Genomic DNA, 17989 nt, shown 5'->3' on the forward strand with positions numbered 1-17989 from the left:
CGAAATCAACCTTTGATCCCGTTATACGCCTATCTGTAGAGATAGACCGATGATCTGGCAAATTTGGAGGGTCGACAGTGGCCGACCGGCCGGATCGGCCGATGTCGACGAAGGTCGGCGGGCCGGGTCTGCCGGTAATGTGGTCGCCCATGACAGCGCAACCCCGGGCGAGTTCCGGCCGGGCCCGGTGAGCGTCCTCCGGGTACGCGGGCGCGCCCTGCCCGACGGCGAGTGGGTCGACCTGTACGCCGACGGCGACCGCTGGACCACCGACCCGGTCCGGAACGCCGAACTGGTCGCCGAGGGGTGGCTGCTGCCCGGCCTGGTCGACGCGCACACCCACCCCGGGGCCGAGGCGCCCGGTCGACCGCTGGACGAGAAACTGCTCCGCGTCGACCTGGGCCGGCACGCCGAACACGGGGTGACCCTGATCCGCGCGCCGGGCCTGGCCGGTGAGCCACCGCCCTGGTTCGGCACCGACCCCGACCTGCCGCGCGCGGTCCACGCCGGACCCTGGATCGCCCAGCACGGCCAGTTCTTCGCCGACTGGGGCCGCCGGGCAGCCCACGCCGACCTGCCGGAGGTCGCCGCCGCCCAGGCCGCCCGTACCGGTTGGGCGAAGGTGATCGCCGACTGGCTGCCGGGCGACGACCCGCTGCCGGTGGAGGTACTCCGGGCCGTGGTGACCGCCGTGCACGACGCCGGAGGCCGGATCGCCGTGCACACCCAGCACGCGGCGGGCGGCGCGGCGGCGGTGGCCGCCGGGGTCGACTCGGTGGAGCACGGCATGCACCTGGACCCGGCCCTGCTGCACCGGATGGCGGAGCAGGGCACCGCGTTGACCCCGACACTGTCGATCATCACCGGCGCACTCGACCGGCTGCGCGACGCCGCCGACACCCCACGTCGACGCTGGGGCTTGACCGGTGCCGTCGCGCACGGGCCACTGGTCGCGGCCGCCGCCGAGGCCGGGGTCACACTGCTGGCCGGTACCGACTCCCGGCCGCACGGACGGATCGCCGACGAGGTGCGCGCGCTGGTGGCCGCCGGGGTACCCCCGCACGTCGCGCTCGGTGCCGCGTCCTGGACCGCCCGGGACTACCTCGGCCTGCCGGGCCTGGTTCCGGGCGCTCCCGCCGACGCCGTCGTCTATCCCGACGACCCCCGCGACGACCTCGACCGGCTGGAACACCCCAGCGCGGTGCTGCTGCGGGGACGACTCGTCCGGGCAGCCGCCGGATAGTCGACAGCCGTGCCACGTCCCGGCCGACGGTCCAGCCCGGACTCGACCGAACCGGACCGGACCGGTGGCTCAGTGGCGTTCCAGCAGCACCACGGGGATCTGCCGGGACGTCCGTTCGGCGTACGTCCGGTACATGGGGAAGATTTCCGCCATCAACTCCCAGAGCCGGGGCCGCTCGGCAGGGTCCGCGACCCGCGCTCGGGCGGCGAACCGGTCGGCCCGGACCTGTACCCGCACCGACGGGTCTGCCCGCAGGTTGAGAAACCAGCTCGGGTGGCGGGCGGCGGCGCCGTTCGAGGCCACCACGACGTACCGGTCGTCGTCCCGGCCGTAGATCAGCGCGGTCCTGCGCAGCGCACCGGTCCGCCGTCCTCGGGTGGTGACCAGCAGGGTCGGAAAGCCCTGGTAGTCGTGTCCCTCCGCCCCGTCGGTCTCCAGATAGCGCCGGACGTGCGCCGACACCCAACCGGTGGGGCTGTCCCGTACCTCCCCCGGCGCCTCGTCCCGTTCGTCGTGCGTCCCGGTCATCGGTCTCCCCCGGCCGTCCGGCATCACAGCCTACCGCCCCGGTGCGGTGCGAGGTCCCGCACCGGAAGTGGGCGGAAGTCGTCCGCGTGGTCGGCCGCCCACTCCCGGAAGGTACGCGCCGGTACCCCGGTCACCTGCTGCACGGTCCGGGTCACCGGCTCCGCTTCGCTGACCAGCCCCGCCCAGTACGCCAGCGCCCCGTCGACCTGGTCGCCGTCGCCCCACGCCGCGAGGAGTTCCCGGCGGGCCTGCTCGACCGGGATCTCCACCCAGTGCACCGGCCGGCCGATCGCCTCGCCGATCAGCCGGGCCTGCTCGGCCTGGGTCACCGGCTCCGGCCCGGTGAGCACGTACTTCCGGCCGGCGTGCCCCCGCTCGGTCAGCGCCCGGACCGCCACCGCCGCGATGTCACGTTCGTGGATCAGTGACCGGGCCGCCTCGCCGTAGACCCAGCGGACCGTTCCGGTGGCGCGGATCTGCTCCGCCCACCCCAGGGTGTTGGTGGCGAAGCCGCCGGCGCGCAGGAAGGTCCAGGTCGACCCGGACATCTCCACCAGCCGCTCGACCTCGCCCCAGAATCCGTTGCGGGCCGGGTCCTGGTCGTCCCGGACGTTCATCGCGGAGAGGTAGACGACGTGCCTCCCGGGTGCGGTGACGGCGTCCACGACCGCCGGGGCCAGCTCGGTGCTGAAGAACGGCCAGAGCAGGAAGACCCCGTCGACCCCGGCGGCTGCCCGGGCCAGCCCGGCCGGATCGGCGAGGTTGCCGCGGACCGGGGTGGCGCCGTCGGGCAGGTCGGCCCGGTCGGGATCCCGGACCAGCGCCCGTACGCCGACACCGGCCGCCAGCAGCCCGCTGACCACGTGCCGCCCCACGTTCCCGGTCGCGCCGATGACCAGGACTGTTCGGTTGTCGCCCATGTCGGTTCCCCTTCGTAGCAGCGGGCCGACCGGATGTGGCCGGCCCGGGGCCCCGGTGTGGGACCGCCGACCCCAGGCTCGGACTTAAACAAGGGTTCAAGTCAAGCTAGCCTCGGCGGGGTGACGGCAATCTCTTGGCAGGCGGAGGAACTCACGATCGGCGAGTTGGCCGAGCGCAGCGGCGTACCGGCGTCGGCACTGCGGTTCTACGAGCGGCAGGGGCTGATCGGCAGCCGCCGTACCTCTGGAAACCAGCGGCGCTACCACCGCAGCACCCTGCGAAAGGTCGCCTTCATCCGGGCGTCGCAGAGCGTCGGGATCCCGCTGTCGGTCATCGGAGAGGTGCTCGGCTTCCTGCCCGAGGGCGTCGCGCCCACCCGGGAGTTCTGGCTCCGCGCGTCGGAGTGCTGGAGCGCCGAACTGAACGACCGGATCGCCCGGCTGGAGCGGATGCGCGACCTGTTCACCGAGTGTGTCGGCTGCGGCTGCCTCTCCTTCGAGCAGTGCGGGCTGGTCAACCCGCGAGACGTACTCGGCGAACAGGGCTCGGGACCGCGCCGGTTGCAGTGACCGGTCCCGCCGCCGCCCGCCGGACGACTCAGGCCCCGCCTCGGGCAACGGCGGCGTTTGCACGGGATCGGGCGATGGGTATCAGGTCCGCAACACTCCCGGCGGGCCGGGGCCGGCAGGGGGTTCGCAGCCGGTCAGCGCGCCGGGGCGATCCGCATTCCACCCCCGAGGAGGCTCTCATGCGTTACGGATCGATAGGCGGCGTCATCGTACTGCTCTGGCTGATCATCGGCGCGATCGCCGCCGGGCAGCGCGGCTACTTCGACCGCAGCAACGACAACTGCGCCGAGGTCGGCACCACCATCGTGACGGTGATCGCCGGACCGCTCAACTACGTCGGGTTGAACCCCGAGATCGAGTGCGACGTGCCCGAGCCGTCGCGCTGACCTGGCCGGTCAGTACCGATCGACGGTTTCCTCGTCGTCCGCGCCCGGGTCCCCGGTGGCGAGTTCGAGCTGAACGGTGGCGATCTCCCAGGCCCGCAGCGGCAGCCGGACCGACCCGTCGACACCCACCGACAGTGCCGCGCCGGGCCGACCCAGCAGGTCGGCCCGGCGCGCCGCGCGGATCGGCCGACCGGCCCCGAGGGTGGCCACCGTGTCGGCGGGATGCTCCGCCACCACCCGCACCTCGACCAGGCCGTCCCGGTCCCGCACACTGCTCAGCACCACCCCGGCCCCGGCCACCGACAAACCGGTCCGGGCCGGCGGGACGGCACCGCCGGCCGGACCGGTGCCGGCGAAGCTGAGGAACCCGTGCCGGTACGCCTCCGCCGCCGCCGGCACCCCTGCGGCATGCCACCCGCCCCGGAACGGCAACAGCGCGAACTCGGCCGTCCGCTCCCCCCGGCACTGTGCCGACGGCGTCGGCACCTGCGGCCCGGCCGGCTCGTCCCGCATCGAATTCCGGTTCCGGGAGAGCATCCCGACCGACCGGAGCAGGGTCAGTGCCAGCTCCCGGCCGTCGTCGACCAACTCGTACTCGCTCGACTGGGTGAGCAGCACCGCCAGCGAGCCGCCGGCACCACCGGCCGTCACGAAGCCGGCCGCCGGATAGGTCGGCAGCGGTACCTCGCCGGAACCGCCCTCACTGGTCAACCCGCGTGCGACGACCGCGAACTGGCCCTGCGCGTACGACACGTCGGCCCGGGACGGCAGCGGCAGGTGTGCCCGTACCCGATGGTCCGCCGACCGGTTGTCGAAGCTCACCGTCACCCGGAGGAACGGCTCGGCCGCCCGCAGCTCCAGCCGGGTCGCCACGGTCACCGACTCGGTACGCACCGAGCGGGTCCCCGCCGCCACCTCCGCCTCCACCGGCCACCGATAGGTACGCAGCACGTCGAGTACCGCCGTGACCGGTCCCTCGTGCAGGATCGCGGTCCGCACCGACTGCGGCTTGTCGACCAGCGAGTCCGTTGCCGGCGGCGCGTAGTTGTAGCTGTCCCCGACGTCTCCGCCGTCGACGATCCGGCCGAGTCCCTCGACCCGCAGCCCGTCGGGGGTGTGCAGGCCCAGCGTCCCGTCGTCGGCCACCTCCACCCGGAGCAGCCCGTTGTCCAGCGTCCGGCCCCAGGCCCGGGCCGGCGGTGGTCCCGCGTCCCCGTCGGCGAGCGTGCCGGCGTCTTCCGGGTCGTTCCGGGTGGCGCCGTCCGCCGGTACCGGCCGGACGCTGGTCCAGCCGAGTGCGGGCACCTCGACCAGCGCGGCGACCGTCGCCCGGGGTTCGGCGAGGATCCGCACCCGCCATCGCCGACCGGTACCGCCCGGCCGGCCCGCCCAGCCGTTGCCCGGGTCGGCGTGCGCGACGGATCCGTGCGACTCGGCGGCGGCCGGGCGAGGATCGGTGGTGCCGGCGCTGTCGGCGGTGGCGGCGCTGTCCGTATGGGCGGTCGCCTCGGCCAGGGCCGCCCGCACCTCGGCGACGTCGAACGCCTGGTCAGCGTGGCGGGCGACGTGGAAGGTGAGGGCGCCGGGCCGACCGGGGGATCCGTCGGGACCGGCCGGCCGGGGCGGCGAGACCGACCACCGGGTGACCTCCTGGCCGTACAGCTCGGTGCCGTGCAGCCGGGCCAGCACAACGGGCAGGTCGGCCTCGTCGTACCAGTCGTCGGCGAGCAGCGTCGGTGCGGCCGCCAGCCGCTGGGTGGGCACCATCCGACCGGCGCTCGTGTGCAGGGCGACCGGGGCTCCGGGGCCCGGCAGGGCGACGTCCAGCCGCACCAGCGCGGTCCGGGGGCGGGGCGTCGGGTTGAAGACCGCGTAGCCGTCCCGGGGCGTACCGGCGGCGTACCGCCCGCCGACCAGGTCGTGCACCGCCCGGCCGAGCTGTTCCGCCTCGGCGATCCGGGTCGCCACCTGTTCGGCCGTCTCGTCACAGCCGCAGCCGGTCACCGAGTCGTGGCAGCTCGCCTCGATCAGCCGGATCCAGGCCATGTCGAGGAAGCGCTGCGCGGAGTCGTCGTACCAGAGGATGCGCAGCGGTTCGGCGTACCGCTCGACGCAGCGTTCGGCCCGGCCCATCGCCTGCTTCAGGTGCGCCCGCACCGAGTAGACCCCGGGCAGGATGTTCGCCCGGGCGTGTGAGCGGAGTTCGCCGCGTACCTCCGGCAGGCCGGCGACCCCGGTCGGCTGCTCGGCGAAGTAGTCGGTCAGGGTGCCGAGGCGCAGCCGCAGGCCGGTCCGCTCCGCCGCCTCGGCCAGCAGGTCGGGCGTGGCGGCGGCCGGGGCGCCGTGGTCGGCGCCGTACATCGCCAGCATCGGGGACGTCGGTTCGGCGTCGTCCGGGCGCCAGGCGGCGAGCCGCTCGGCCAGCTCGGCGGCGCGGCGGGCCACCAGGGCCGGGTTCTCCACCAGGCCGGCGGCGTTGCCGTAGCCGCCGTGCAGGTATTCGGTCCGGATCGTGGTGCCGTCCGGTGCCGTCCAGGCGAAGGCGGAGCTGCGTACCCGGTCCGGCACACCCCGCCAGACGCAGGCGTGCGCCAGCCCGGCACCGGCCAGGATCTGCGGCATCTGGGCGACGTGCCCGAACATGTCGGGCAGGTAGCCGACCGGCATGGCGGCGCCGAAGCCGGCGGCCCGGCGCAGCCCCAGCTCCAGGTTGCGGACGATGTTCTCGCCGGAGCAGAGGAACTCGTCGAGCAGGATCTGCCACGGGCCGACGGCCAGCCGGCCGGCCGCGACCAGGGCGGCGACCCGGTCCCGCCGCTCGGGGCGTACCTCCAGGTAGTCGTCAACGGCGGCGAGCTGGCCGTCCAGGGTGAACCGCTGGCGCGGGTCGCGCTCCATCCGCTCGAACACCTCGTCGAGGAGCGCGACCAGGCGCAGCCGGAAGCGCTGGAACGGCTCGTACCACTCCCGGTCCCAGTGGGTGTGCGGCACCACCACGATGCTCGCCGGTACGCCCGCTCCGGCCCGCCCACGCTCGTCCGTCGTCATCCGGTCGCCGCCTCTCCACCCACCGCCGTACCGGTCAGCTCCCCGAACCGGCGGACCACCTGTTGACTGGTCACGATGTCGGCCGTGCCGCCGGCCAGCCCGGTCCGGGGCGGGGCACCCGTGGTGACCATGGCGTGGAAGGCGACGAGTTGCCGCTCGAAGGCCGAGACGTTGCCCCGGTGGACGCAGCGGCGCTCGACCCCGTCGTCCCCGTCGTCCCCGTCGTCCCCGTCCCGCACGGTCAGCGTGGCCGGCCGGTCCGGCCGGTAGGGGGTCGGGAAGACCAGCTCGAACGAGCCCCGGGCGTGGTGCAGGGTGACGGTCTCCCGGTAGCCGGGGTAGTCCGGCAGGTAGAGCCAGCGGATGCCGTACCGGCCGCCCGCCGGCAGCTCGCCGCTGACCTCGACCGAGGGTTCGTGTCCGGGTGCCGGCTCGGCCGGCCAGAGCGCGACGTGCTGCACCGTGCCCGGTGCGCCGGTCAGCAGCCGGAGCAGGGACAGGTCGTGCGAGACACTGTTGATCATGATTTGGTAGAGCGCCCGGACCGCCGGGTCCGGCCCGACCGCCCGGGTCAGCAGCTCGTCGGCGCGCTCGCGCAAGCCCCGGACCCGTTCACCGTCCGCGTCGGTCGGTGCCGGTGCCAGCCGGTGGGCGGCGAGCTGCGACCCGCCGCTCGGGTGCAGCACCGTCACCTCGACCGCGTGCACCGCCCCGGCGCCGCCGATCCGGTCGAGTCGGCGGGCGAGTTCGACCACCACCGGGTCGTACTGCTTCATGTAGCCGACCATCAGCCGGTCCTCCCCGGCGGCCAGCGGGGCCAGCTCGGCGGCCTCGGCCCGGGTGTGCGCGAGCGGCTTCTCGCAGAAGACCGGTACGCCCCGGCGCAGCGCCGCCGCCGCGAGGTCGCCGTGCGAGCCGGAGGTGAGCAGCAGCACCGCGTCCAGGCCGGCGACGTCGAGCAGCTCGGCACCGTCGACGAGCCGGCACCGCTCGGGTACGCCGTAGCGCCCGCCCACCTCCCGGGCACGGCTCGGCGACAGGTCGGCGACGGCGACCAGCTCGAAGAGGTCGCGACGGCGTTCCAGCAGCGGCAGGTGCACCGTCTGGGCGATCACGCCCAGCCCGGCGACCGCCACCCGGAGCCGCTTCCCCGGGCTCACACCCGCACCCCGCCCGTCACCGCAGACCCAGCCCGTGCAGATACTCCCGGTTGGCCCGCTGCTCGGCCAGCATCGCGGCGACGTCGCGGCGGCCGGCCGGGGCATCCTGCTCCACCACCAGCCAGCCCGCGTAGCCGATCTCGCCAAGCGCCGCCAGTACCCCGGGGATGTCCACCCCGCCGGCACCGAGCCGGCAGAACCCGCCGGCCGCCACCACCTCGGTCAGCCCGCCGCCGGCCAACCGGACCCGGTGGTGCGCGGCCAGGTCGGCGTCCTTGACGTGCACCTGGCGGATCCGGGCACCCCAACGGTGTACCGCCGCGACCGGGTCGCCGCCGGCCAGCCAGAGGTGACCGGTGTCCAGGCAGACCGAGACGTCGGTCAGCTCCAGCAGCCGGTCCCCCTCCTCCGCCGTCTCCACGTCCGTGCCGAGGTGGTAGTGGAACACCGGTTCGAGGCCGCGCTCCCGGCACCGGTCCGCCGCCCGCTGCACCCGGTCGGCAAAGCCCGGCCAGGCGTGCGCCGGCAGGGCCAGGCCGGGATCGTGCGGCACGCCCGGCCGGGCCATCCGGGCCGGGTCGGCCGAACAGGCCAGCGTGGGCCGGGGCGCGAACCGGGGGTCGTCGACCGGGGCCGCGCCGAAGACGTCCAGCGCGGCGTCCAGGCCGGGCAGGTCGGCGGCGAACCCGTCGGGGTCGGCGAAGCGCAGATCCACCCAGCCGCCGGCCAGGCCGAAGCCGACCCGGTCCAGCCGGCGCCCGAGCCCGGCTCCGGTGCCGAGGTAGCCGAGCGGACCGCTGTCGATGCCCCGGTAGCCGGCCTCGGCCAGCCCGTCGAGCAGCTCGTCCGGGTGCAGCGGCGCCGCGTCCGGGGCGTAGATGCCGAAGCTGACCGGCGCGTTCGCCACCCGTACGGCCGCGGCCGGGGGTGCGGGGTCGTCCGTCGTCAGGCGCACAGCGCGATCACCTCCGTCCGGTACGACTCCAGCAGGTGCAGCCCGTCCACGGCGGGCAGCAGTACCCGGTCGCCCCGGATCACCTCTCGTGCCCCGTCCGGCCGGATCAGGACCGTCCCGTCGGCGTCCAGGGCGAGCAGTTCGGCACCGAGCCGGAGCAGCAGCGGCGCGTCCGGCCCGGCCGACACGGCGGTACGCCCCGCCGCCAGCCCGGCCAGCAGCGCCCCGGCGTCCGGGGCAGATGTCGGGTCCTGCCCCGACTCGGCCAGTACCCAGCTGGTCGGGGTGCCCGGTGCCGGGTCCCCGGGCCGGTGGAAGTCGCTGCCACCGACCGGTACGACGTCCGGCCGCCAGGCCTGCGCCCAGGCCAACGGCGCTCCCCAGGTCCGGTCCCACCAGCCGGAGTGCCAGATCTCGGCCAGCCGGGGCCGGCTGCGCAGCGGCTGCCGCCAGGCGCAGTCGACGGCGAGCGGATGGTTGATCGAGAGCAGCCCGCCGGCCAGCTCCGCCGCCGCGACCCACTCGTCGGCCGGTCTCCGGAAGTCGATCCAGCCGGTCGAGCCGAAGACGTTGGCGTGGCCGCGGTCGGTCGTCACCTCCTGGCCGGGCAGCAGGGTGACGCCGTACCGGGCGCTCGCGGCGGGCAGTTCGGGGTGGTGGCTCACCGTGTTGTGGTCGGTGACCGCGAGGAAGTCCAGGCCCTGGCCGGCGGCGAGGGCGGCGAGTTCCGGCACGGTGCTGGAGCCGTCGCTGTGCACGGTGTGCGCGTGCAGGTCACCGGCGAACCAGCGGAGCCCGTCGACGGCCGGTACGGGTCGGCCGGGTCGGCGCTCGGGCCGGGCCGGGGCGGGGGCCGGCTCCGGCGGTGCCGGTCGGGTGCCGCTGGTGGTGGCGGTGACCGTGAAGTCCAGCCCGTCCGGCGGGATCCGGTGCAGCCGGAGCAGCACCTGCCACTGCCCGGGTTCCAGCTCGCCGGGGAGATAGCCCGGGGTCGCCCAGTCGACGGCGACGGTGAACGCGTCCCGGGAACCACCGGACCAGCCCCGGAAGCCGGCCGTACCCTGGCAGCCGAGGTCCAGCACCCCGGCCTCGTGCGGATAGTCCAGCCGTACGCTCACCGCGGCGGTGCCGGGCGGCACCTCCACCGGCAGCGGCCGGATCATCTTCGCCGCCCGGTCGTCGAGGGTCCATCGCCCCCGGTGCGTCGTCACCCGGTCCCGCACTGCCGCACCTCGATCCGCTCGTCCGTCCCGTCAGCCAGATCCGCCCACCGCACCGCCGACCGCCGCCGGGGCGCCGGCCGGTGCGGCGGCGCCGAGCAGTTCGCCGTCCCGGTAGAGCAGCGAACGGCCCTCGCGCGGCAGCACCCACCCGATGTCGCCGAGTTCCGGCTCGTGGCCCTCCGGCACCACCACCTGGAGACCGACCCCGGAGACGCCGTCCGTGTCGGGCAGGTCCAGCGAGACCAGCGAGCTGCTGCCGAGGTTCTCCACCACGACCACCCGGCCGGAGAGCGCGTCCCGCACTGGGGCGGGGTGCAGGTCGAGGTACTCCGGGCGTACCCCGTAGACCACCCGGTCGCCGTCGGCGACCAGGGTGCGGGCCGGTTCGGGCAGCGGCAGCCGGGTCCCGGCGACCAGCACCGCGTCGCCGGCCACCTCGGCGTCGAGCAGGTTCATCGGGGTGGAGCCGATGAACCCGGCCACGAAGGTGTTCGCCGGGCGCCGGAACACCTCGACCGGGGTGCCGACCTGACGGATCCGGCCGCCCTCCATCACCGCGATCCGGTCCGCCAGGGCCAGCGCCTCGGCTTGGTCGTGGGTGACGAAGACGCAGGTGACCCCGAGTTCCCGCTGCAACCGCTTGAGGAAGGTCCGGGCCTCCAGCCGGAGCCGGGCGTCGAGGTTGGAGAGCGGTTCGTCGAGCAGGAAGACCTGCGGATGGCAGGCCATCGCCCGGGCCAGCGCGACCCGCTGCTGCTGGCCGCCGGAGAGCTGGCCGGGGCGCCGGTCGAGCAGCCCGGTCAGGCCCAGCTCGGCGGCGGTCCCGGCGGCCTTGTCGCGCCGGGCCGACCGGGGCACCTTCTTGATCCGCAGCGGGTAGCCGATGTTCTCCTCGACGGTCATGTGCGGGAAGAGGGCGTAGTCCTGGAAGACCATGGCCACGTCCCGGCGACCGGGCTGGAGGTTCGTGACGTCGCGGTCGCCGATCTCGACGGCGCCCTCGGTGGCCACCTCCAGCCCGGCGATGGTCCGCAGCAGGGTCGTCTTGCCGCAGCCGGAGGGCCCGAGCAGTGCGAAGAACTCGCCGTCGGCGATGGTCAGGTCGAGCCCGTCCAGGGCCCGGACACCGCCGGGATAGACCTTGCCGAGCCGGCGCAGGGTGATGGCGGCCATCAGCGCTTGATCCCTCCGTGGAACCGGAAGCCGTACCGGCTGCTGACGAAGACGAACATCAGCACCACCGGCAGCGAGTAGAGCAGCGAGAAGGTCGAGAGCAGCGCCAGGTTCGCCTGACCGCCCTCGGTGTAGAGGGTGTACATGATCACCGCTGCCGGGGCCTTGTCCGGGTTGCGCAGCAGCAGGAACGGCACCAGGAAGTTGCCCCAGACGTTCGCCACCGCCCAGACCGCCACGGTGGCGAGCCCGGGTCGGACCATCGGCAGCACGATCTGCCAGACGATCTGCACCGGGCTGGCCCCGAAGACCCGGGCCGATTCCTCGTACGAGGTCGGCGTGCCGTCCATGAAGTCCTTCAGGATGAAGATCGCCGCCGGCAGCAGCCCTCCGCTGAGGATCAGGATCACGCCGAGCCGGGAGTCGATCAGGTTGAGCCGGAAGGCCAGCTCGTAGAGGGGCACCATGGTGGCGGTACCGGTGACGATCGAGGAGAGCAGCAGGAGTCCGTAGAGGAGCGCGTCCCGGCCCGGCATCCGTACCCGGCTCAGCGCGTACGCGGCGGAGGCGGCGAACGTCACCACCAGGACCGCCGTACCGCCGGAGAGCAGGATCGAGTTCCACAGCGACCGGAGCGCGTACGGGTTGTCCAGCAGGGCCCGGAAGTTGTCCAGGGTGAACTCGGGCAGCGAGGTGGTGATCGTCGGGGTCCGGTCGAAGGGTGCGGTGGCGAGCCAGAGCAGTGGCAGCGCGAAGAAGCCGAGCACCAGGGAGACGAAGGTGTAGCGGCCGATCTGGGCCAGCGCGCCCCGCCACCCGAGGGTCGTCGCCGGGCCGGTCGCCGCCGGACCGGTCGGCGCGGGACGGGTCGTCGTCTCCGGGCCGGCCGTCATCGCCGGGCCTCCCGCCGCTGGCCGAGGGTACGCAGGTAGACCAGCGCGATGACCAGGTTGATCAGCAGCATCAGGAAGGAGATCGCCGCGCCGAACCCGAGTTCACCACCGGAGAGGGCGATCTTGAACACGTAGACCGGGAGGATCTCGGACCGCTGCTCGGGACCGCCCGCCGTGATCAGGAACGGGGTGAAGTCGTTGAAGGTCCAGAGGCTGATCAGCAGCAGGTTGGTCAGCACGTGCCCACGGATGCGCGGAAAGACCACGTCGCGCAGTTGCTGCCAGCCCGAGGCCCCGGCCAGCCGGGCGGTCTCCAGGTGCGACGGCGGCACGTTCTGCAGGGCGGCGCCGTAGAGCATCATCGAGAAGGCGGTGCCGCGCCAGGTGTTGAAGAGGATCACCGACAGCATCGGGTGGTCGAGCAGCCAGGCCATCCCGGGGGTGCCGAGCAGCGCGTTGAGGGTGCCGGCGTCCCGGTCCAGCAGGGCGATCCAGAGGAACGCCACCACCGAACTCGGCAGGATCCAGGCGAGCAGGACCAGCGCCTCCACCACCCGGCGTACCGGGCCGTGCCGGTCACGCAGCGACCAGGCGATCGCGAAACCCAGCCCGGCCTGGCCGAGCACCGCCGAGCCGAAGACGAACTGGAGGGTGAGCCAGAGCGAGGTACGGAACCGCTCGTCACCGAGGGCCGCGGTGTAGTTGTCCAGCCCGACCACCTGCGGGTCGGCCGCGGCCAGCCCGGTGAGCCGGTAGTTCGTGACGCCGAGGTAGATGGTCCAGAGTGCCGGGACCACCAGGAAGAGGACGATCAGCACCAGGCCGGGCAGCACGAACCCGCCCGCCAGGGTCCGGCCCAGCCCGGCGGCGTCGGCACGGCGGGCCAGCGGGGTACCCGGGTCGGCCCGGAGTGTCGCGGACCCGCCGGTGTCGACGGTGGTCGGGTCAGGAGACGACGTTGTCCGCGCCACCGACCAGCCCCGCCAGCTTCTTCTGGTAGTCCGCCGCCGCAACGTCCGGCGCCTTGCCGCCGACCACCGCCGCGGTGGCCTCCTGGATCGCCACCGACACCTGTGGATAGACCGCCAGCGGCGGCCGGGCGGCGGTGATCGGCAGGACCTTCTCGGCCACGAACCTGAGCATCGGGTCGCCGGCCAGCACCTCGTTGTTGACGTCGGTCCGGGCGGTGATCCGGGGTACCTCACCCAGCTCCGCCTTCACCGCCTCCGCCGAGTGCATGAAGGTGAGCAGCTCGAACGCCTGGGTCGGGTACTTCGAGTGCGGGTTGAGCACCCGGACGCTGCCGCCGGACATGCTGACGAAGTCCTGCCCCCGGATGCCGGCCCCGGGGTTCTTCGCCGGGATCAGCGCGTAGCCGACGGTGGCGTCCCGGTCGGCCATCTTGGCGATGCCGGCCTTCGGCTCGACGACGCTGCGCCAGAAGTAGTCGCCCTCGGCGAGGATGCCGACCTTGCCCTCGGCGAACCGCTGGAACGCCTTGTCCCGCCCCTTCGCCTCCTGTTGCAGCAGCGGGTCGCCGAGCCCGCCGGCATAGACCCTGGCGTAGAAGTCGAGCATGTCCCGAACCGGTGCGGTGGCGCCGCTCCACTTGCCGTCCGCGTAGACCTCGCCGCCGGCACCGGCCAGCAGCGGCAGCGCGCCCTGCATGCTGGTCGCCTCGCCCATCGCGGTGCCGGCGTTGATCTGGATCGGGGTCACCCCGGGCAGGCTCTTCAGCCTGGTGCCGGCGTCGAGGATCTCCTGCCAGCTACGCGGTTGCCAGTCGGCGGGGAGGCCGGCCTGGCCGAAGAGCTTTCTGTTGTAGTAGAGCACCCGGCCGTCGGTGCCGATCGGGATGGCGTACCGCTTCTCCTCGAAGCGGCCGAGCCCCTGCACCGCCTCCGGGATCTGTGCCCAGCCCTCCCAGGAGTCGGTCTCCGCCCCGGCCACCTCGGAGAGTGGCTTGAGGTATCCGGCCTGGGCGAACTCCCCGACCCAGATGCCGTCGATCGAGATCACGTCGCCGCCGGACCGGGCCCGCAGGTCGAGCGCGAGCTTGGTCTTGTACTGCTCGTCGTCGACGCCGCTCGGCAGGAAGGTCACCTTCGCGGTCACGCCCTTGGCCTTCTGCGCCTCGACGAACCTCGGGATCACCCAATTCTGGATCCACTCGGCACTGCGGGAGTTCTTGCCGCCGGCGATCGCGTTGTCGGTGATGGTCAGCGTGATGTTCTTCGCGTCCCTGCCGGCGGGCTCCGAGGAGTCCCCGCAGGCGGTGGCCGCCAGCACCATCGCCAGCACCGTGCCGACCGCGCCCGTCGCGCGGCCGACCGCCGGTCCGGTCGTACGGCCCCACCGGCGCCTGCGCCGATCTGACATGTCCGCCTCCCCGCGCCAACGATCGATCTCGAACGACCTCACCTTTGGCAGAATGTCATGACAGCCTGACGACGTAAATAGATCTACTCGAAATCCACCGGCAACCGCGAGGCGGACCGCTGACCTCGCCGTCGGCGCCGCGCGCCCCTGCCCTCCCCCGGGTGTACCGGCCGGCTCCCGGGGCGGTCAGGCCGCAGTGGAGGGTTCACCCGAGGGGCCCCCGACGCCGCTCCGCGATCGCGGACGTACCGGAACAGACGTCTCCAACCAGCGGTGATTCGTATATCCGGATTTAGCAATATTGATGGTCCTCATTCGACCGGCGGCCCTGACATTTGTCATAGGTACCCGTGCATGACGCACCTTGGGGGATGACTTAACACACTAGTAACACCTCGGACCCGACCAGGAGACTCGGATGCATCGATGGAGCACGGTCGCCCAGGGAACACCCGAGGAGCCGCGAGATGGACGAGAGATACGACGCCTACTGTGCGGTCGATCCACTGTTCTACGACTCGCTCAGCACCACCTCCGCGACCGTCGCCGCCGGGTTCACCGCCGCCGACCGGCCGGTGCCGGCCGGCTGGCAGCGCGAGCCGAGCGACGACTGGCTGATCTACGGCCCCGAGGACGGCACGCTCCCCCAGCAGGGCTGGAAGATCCACGTGTCGGCCTGTCTCGACAACGCCGACCGGATCCTGGACAGCGTCTTCGACTACTGCGTACCCCGGGGAATCTCGTTCAAGTTCCTCCGTGGCCCGCGGATGCTGCTGATGCGCAACTCGAAGTACGCCCGGCGCGGCTCCAGCGGCAAGTTCGTCACCATCTACCCCCGGGACGAGGCCGAACTCGAACTCGCCTGCAAGGAGCTCGCCGAACGGCTGGACGGCGAGGCCGGGCCGTACATTCTCAGTGACCTGCGCTACGGCGCCGGCCCGGTCTACGTCCGGTACGGCGGCTTCGCCGCCCGGTACTGCGTCGGCGACGACGGCCAGGTGGTACCCGCGATCGAGGACGGCACCGGAACCCTGGTACCGGACCGGCGCGACCCGGTCTTCCACGTACCGGACTGGGTGACCCTGCCCGAGTTCCTCGGCCCGCACCTCGCGGCCCGCAACGCGACCACCACCACGGACCTGCCGTACCGGATCGAACGGGTGATCCACTTCTCCAACGGCGGCGGCCTGTACGTCGGCCGGGACACCCGCACCGACGCCCAGGTGGTACTCAAGGAGGCCCGCCCGCACGCCGGGCTGGACGCCACCGGCACCGACGCGATCACCCGACTGCACCGCGAGGCCGAGATGCTCCGCCGGCTCGCCGACGTGCCGGGGATCGCCCGGGTGCACGACGAGTTCGTCCTCGGCGACCACCACTTCCTCGCCCTGGAGTTCGTCGAGGGCCGGGCGCTGAACAAGCTGATCGTCGAGCGGTACCCGCTGGTCGACGCGGACGCCACCCCGGCCGAGCTGGCCGACTACACCGACTGGGCACTGCGGATCCACCAGCAGGTGGAGCGGACCGTCGAGGCGATCGCGGCACACGGCATCGTCTACGGCGACCTGCACCTGTTCAACATCATGGTCGGCCCGGACGACCGGGTCACCCTGGTCGACTTCGAGGTCGCCGCGCCGGTGGCCGAGGCGACCCGCCCCGCGCTGCGCAACCAGGCCTTCGCCGCCCCGCGCGACCGGACCGGGCTGGCCGTGGACCGCTACGCCCTGGCCTGCCTCCGGCTCGCCCTCTTCCTGCCGCTGACCCAGATGGTCCGGCTCGCCCCGGCCAAGGCCGCGCACCTCGCCGACGTCGTCGCCGCGCACTTCCCGGTGCCGCGCGACTTCCTGGACGCGGCCGTCGCCGAGATCACCGGCGACGCCATCCGCACCGACGCGACGCGGACGGCCGACACGACGCCGACGGCCGACACAATGCCGACGGCCGACGCGACGCCGACGGCCCGCCCCGAGAAGCAGGTGCCGAACGTCCGCGCCGGAGAACCGCTGCCGGCCAGCCACGCCGGGGACCCGGCGCGGGGCCGGGCCACCCACCCGGTGCCCGGGGCCGAGGACTTCGCCGCCGACCGGACGGCCTGGCCGAGACTGCGCGACCGGATCGCCGGCGCCGTCCTCGCCAGCGCGACCCCGGACCGCGACGACCGGCTCTTCCCCGGCGACATCGACCAGTTCCGCACCGGCGGCCTGAACCTCGGGTACGGCGCCGCCGGCGTCCTGCACGCGCTGCACGCCACCGGCGCCGGCCGGTACCCGGAGTACGAGGACTGGCTGGTGAAGCGGGCCCTGCGCCCGGCCTCCGGTACCCGCTGCGGCTTCTACGACGGACTGCACGGGGTCGCGTACGCCCTGGAGCACCTCGGCCGCCGGCAGGACGCGCTCGACGTACTCGACATCTGCCTCGGAGAGCCCTGGGAAGAACTCGGCGAGGACCTGGTGAGTGGGCTCTCCGGCATAGCGCTCAACCTCGCCGAGATGGCGGACCGGACCGGTGAACCGACGTTACGGCAGGCTGCCTGGCGCGCCGCCGAGTTGGTCGCCGACCGGTCGGCCGACGGCGCCGGTGCGCCGGCCGGAGGCGACACCGCCGGCAGCACCGGCGCCGGGGCGCAGATCAGCGGCGGGCAGCACCCGTACGCGGGACTGACCCGGGGGCGAAGCGGCCCGGCCCTGATGTTCCTCCGGCTCTACGAGCGCAGCGGTGACACCGGACTGCTCGACCGGGCCGGTGACGCGCTCCGGCACGACCTGCGCCGGTGCGTGGTACGCCCGGACGGGGCGCTGGAGGTCAACGAGGGCTGGCGGACCATGCCGTACCTGGCACACGGCAGCGTCGGCATCGGACTGGTGCTCGACCAGTACCTCCGGCACCGGCCGGACCCGGAACTCGCCGAGTCCGCCGACGCGGTACGGCGGGCCGCCCGGGCACCGTTCTACGCACAGTCCGGGCTCTTCGCCGGACGGGCCGGCATCATCGCCTACCTGGCCGCGCGGACACCCGACGGCAGCCACCCGACCGGGGAGCGGCCGAGCGGCGCCGAGGCGGACCGGGAGGACGACCGGACCGAACTGGACCGGCAGGTGGGCCGGCTGGCCTGGCACGCGCTGCCGTACCAGGGCTTCCTCGCCTTCCCCGGCGAGCAACTGCTGCGGCTGTCGATGGACCTGGCCACCGGGAGCGCGGGCGTACTGCTCGCCACCGGGATGGCCCGGCACGACGAGCCGGTGACGCTGCCCTTCCTCGCGCCGCTGACCGGCGCGACCAGACTCCCCTCGCTGCCGCGAGGGGCACATCGGACCGAACAGTAAAGGAGGAGGTGAAACAACCATGGCGCTTCTGGACCTTCAGGGGATGGAGCTGGCCGACCGCACCGGTGGGGGCGGCGGTGGCGGCGGTAGCCGCGCGAGCCTGCTGCTGTGCGGCGACAGCTCGCTGTCCGTGACGACCTGCAACTGATCAGGTCAGCATCGGGGCCCTGGGTGGGCAGACGTCCCCG

The 17989-nt window shown here is 73.5% G+C and carries 15 protein-coding genes; 5 read left to right on the forward strand and 10 right to left on the reverse strand.

The features are described 5' to 3' along the window. The first annotated feature begins 187 nt into the window (after positions 1-187). The gene (locus C6361_RS04590) at positions 188-1243 is read left to right on the forward strand and encodes an amidohydrolase family protein (protein WP_234359321.1); all 1056 of its coding nucleotides are present in this window, start codon (positions 188-190) and stop codon (positions 1241-1243) included. 69 nt (positions 1244-1312) lie between these two features. Here C6361_RS04590 and C6361_RS04595 read toward each other — a convergent pair whose 3' ends face one another. Continuing rightward, the gene (locus C6361_RS04595) at positions 1313-1771 is read right to left on the reverse strand and encodes a nitroreductase family deazaflavin-dependent oxidoreductase (protein WP_107266866.1); all 459 of its coding nucleotides are present in this window, start codon (positions 1769-1771) and stop codon (positions 1313-1315) included. A gap of 23 nt (positions 1772-1794) precedes the next feature. Next, complete coding sequence (locus C6361_RS04600; RefSeq protein ID WP_107266867.1) at positions 1795-2691, reverse strand: NAD(P)H-binding protein; 897 nt, start codon at positions 2689-2691, stop codon at positions 1795-1797. Positions 2692-2820: 129 nt separating this feature from the next. Between C6361_RS04600 and soxR the strand changes: the two genes are divergently transcribed. Both soxR and C6361_RS04610 read left to right on the forward strand, forming a co-directional pair. Then, complete coding sequence (gene soxR / locus C6361_RS04605; RefSeq protein ID WP_369931406.1) at positions 2821-3261, forward strand: redox-sensitive transcriptional activator SoxR; 441 nt, start codon at positions 2821-2823, stop codon at positions 3259-3261. A 179-nt stretch (positions 3262-3440) separates the two neighbouring features. Beyond that, positions 3441-3647 (forward strand): hypothetical protein, encoded by a 207-nt coding sequence (locus C6361_RS04610; protein WP_101366221.1) that lies wholly within the window; start codon positions 3441-3443, stop codon positions 3645-3647. A gap of 9 nt (positions 3648-3656) precedes the next feature. Here the strand turns inward: C6361_RS04610 and C6361_RS04615 are convergent, their stop codons facing one another. Genes C6361_RS04615 through C6361_RS04650 form a run of 8 tightly spaced genes read right to left on the reverse strand, consistent with a single transcriptional unit; the run spans position 3657 to position 14478 of the window. After that, complete coding sequence (locus C6361_RS04615) at positions 3657-6695, reverse strand: glycoside hydrolase family 38 C-terminal domain-containing protein (protein WP_107266869.1); 3039 nt, start codon at positions 6693-6695, stop codon at positions 3657-3659. Beyond that, positions 6692-7855 carry a Gfo/Idh/MocA family protein gene (locus tag C6361_RS04620; RefSeq protein WP_199853242.1) on the reverse strand — a complete coding sequence of 388 codons (1164 nt, stop codon included), beginning with the start codon at positions 7853-7855 and terminating at the stop codon, positions 6692-6694. The genes C6361_RS04615 and C6361_RS04620 overlap by 4 nt, the downstream gene beginning before the upstream one ends. A 16-nt stretch (positions 7856-7871) precedes the next feature. Next, positions 7872-8810, reverse strand: a complete 939-nt coding sequence (locus C6361_RS04625; protein ID WP_199853243.1) for a sugar phosphate isomerase/epimerase — start codon at positions 8808-8810, stop codon at positions 7872-7874. Then, positions 8801-10033, reverse strand: coding sequence for a PHP domain-containing protein (locus C6361_RS04630; protein ID WP_199853244.1), 1233 nt, complete (start codon positions 10031-10033; stop codon positions 8801-8803). Before C6361_RS04630 ends, C6361_RS04625 begins: the two co-directional genes overlap by 10 nt. Before the next feature lie 30 nt (positions 10034-10063). Further along, positions 10064-11206, reverse strand: a complete 1143-nt coding sequence (locus C6361_RS04635; protein WP_107266871.1) for an ABC transporter ATP-binding protein — start codon at positions 11204-11206, stop codon at positions 10064-10066. Next, positions 11206-12099, reverse strand: coding sequence for a carbohydrate ABC transporter permease (locus C6361_RS04640; protein ID WP_107266872.1), 894 nt, complete (start codon positions 12097-12099; stop codon positions 11206-11208). The genes C6361_RS04635 and C6361_RS04640 overlap by 1 nt, the downstream gene beginning before the upstream one ends. Then, on the reverse strand, positions 12096-13070 hold the full coding sequence (locus tag C6361_RS04645; RefSeq protein ID WP_199853245.1) for a carbohydrate ABC transporter permease: 975 nt from the start codon (positions 13068-13070) through the stop codon (positions 12096-12098). The genes C6361_RS04640 and C6361_RS04645 overlap by 4 nt, the downstream gene beginning before the upstream one ends. After that, positions 13045-14478: an extracellular solute-binding protein gene (locus C6361_RS04650; RefSeq protein ID WP_199853246.1), complete on the reverse strand. Its 1434-nt coding sequence runs from the start codon at positions 14476-14478 to the stop codon at positions 13045-13047. Before C6361_RS04650 ends, C6361_RS04645 begins: the two co-directional genes overlap by 26 nt. A gap of 467 nt (positions 14479-14945) precedes the next feature. Here C6361_RS04650 and lanKC point away from each other — a divergent pair, with 467 nt between their 5' ends. Both lanKC and C6361_RS04660 read left to right on the forward strand, forming a co-directional pair. After that, positions 14946-17801: a class III lanthionine synthetase LanKC gene (lanKC, locus tag C6361_RS04655; protein WP_107266873.1), complete on the forward strand. Its 2856-nt coding sequence runs from the start codon at positions 14946-14948 to the stop codon at positions 17799-17801. Positions 17802-17820: 19 nt separating this feature from the next. Beyond that, positions 17821-17949 (forward strand): SapB/AmfS family lanthipeptide, encoded by a 129-nt coding sequence (locus C6361_RS04660; RefSeq protein ID WP_101366223.1) that lies wholly within the window; start codon positions 17821-17823, stop codon positions 17947-17949. The last annotated feature ends 40 nt before the right edge of the window (positions 17950-17989 follow it).

Origin of the sequence: Plantactinospora sp. BC1, assembly GCF_003030345.1 — a bacterium.
Classification (GTDB): domain Bacteria; phylum Actinomycetota; class Actinomycetes; order Mycobacteriales; family Micromonosporaceae; genus Plantactinospora.

What these genes read in the sequence shown, in the direction of transcription:
- C6361_RS04595 (WP_107266866.1), bottom strand. Translation starts at nt 1,771, where the DNA reads ATGACCGGGACGCACGACGAACGGGACGAGGCGCCGGGGGAGGTACGG.
- C6361_RS04600 (WP_107266867.1), bottom strand. Translation starts at nt 2,691, where the DNA reads ATGGGCGACAACCGAACAGTCCTGGTCATCGGCGCGACCGGGAACGTG.
- C6361_RS04610 (WP_101366221.1), top strand. Translation starts at nt 3,441, where the DNA reads ATGCGTTACGGATCGATAGGCGGCGTCATCGTACTGCTCTGGCTGATC.
- C6361_RS04615 (WP_107266869.1), bottom strand. Translation starts at nt 6,695, where the DNA reads ATGACGACGGACGAGCGTGGGCGGGCCGGAGCGGGCGTACCGGCGAGC.
- C6361_RS04635 (WP_107266871.1), bottom strand. Translation starts at nt 11,206, where the DNA reads ATGGCCGCCATCACCCTGCGCCGGCTCGGCAAGGTCTATCCCGGCGGT.
- C6361_RS04640 (WP_107266872.1), bottom strand. Translation starts at nt 12,099, where the DNA reads ATGACGGCCGGCCCGGAGACGACGACCCGTCCCGCGCCGACCGGTCCG.
- C6361_RS04650 (WP_199853246.1), bottom strand. Translation starts at nt 14,478, where the DNA reads ATGTCAGATCGGCGCAGGCGCCGGTGGGGCCGTACGACCGGACCGGCG.
- lanKC (WP_107266873.1), top strand. Translation starts at nt 14,946, where the DNA reads ATGGACGAGAGATACGACGCCTACTGTGCGGTCGATCCACTGTTCTAC.
- C6361_RS04660 (WP_101366223.1), top strand. Translation starts at nt 17,821, where the DNA reads ATGGCGCTTCTGGACCTTCAGGGGATGGAGCTGGCCGACCGCACCGGT.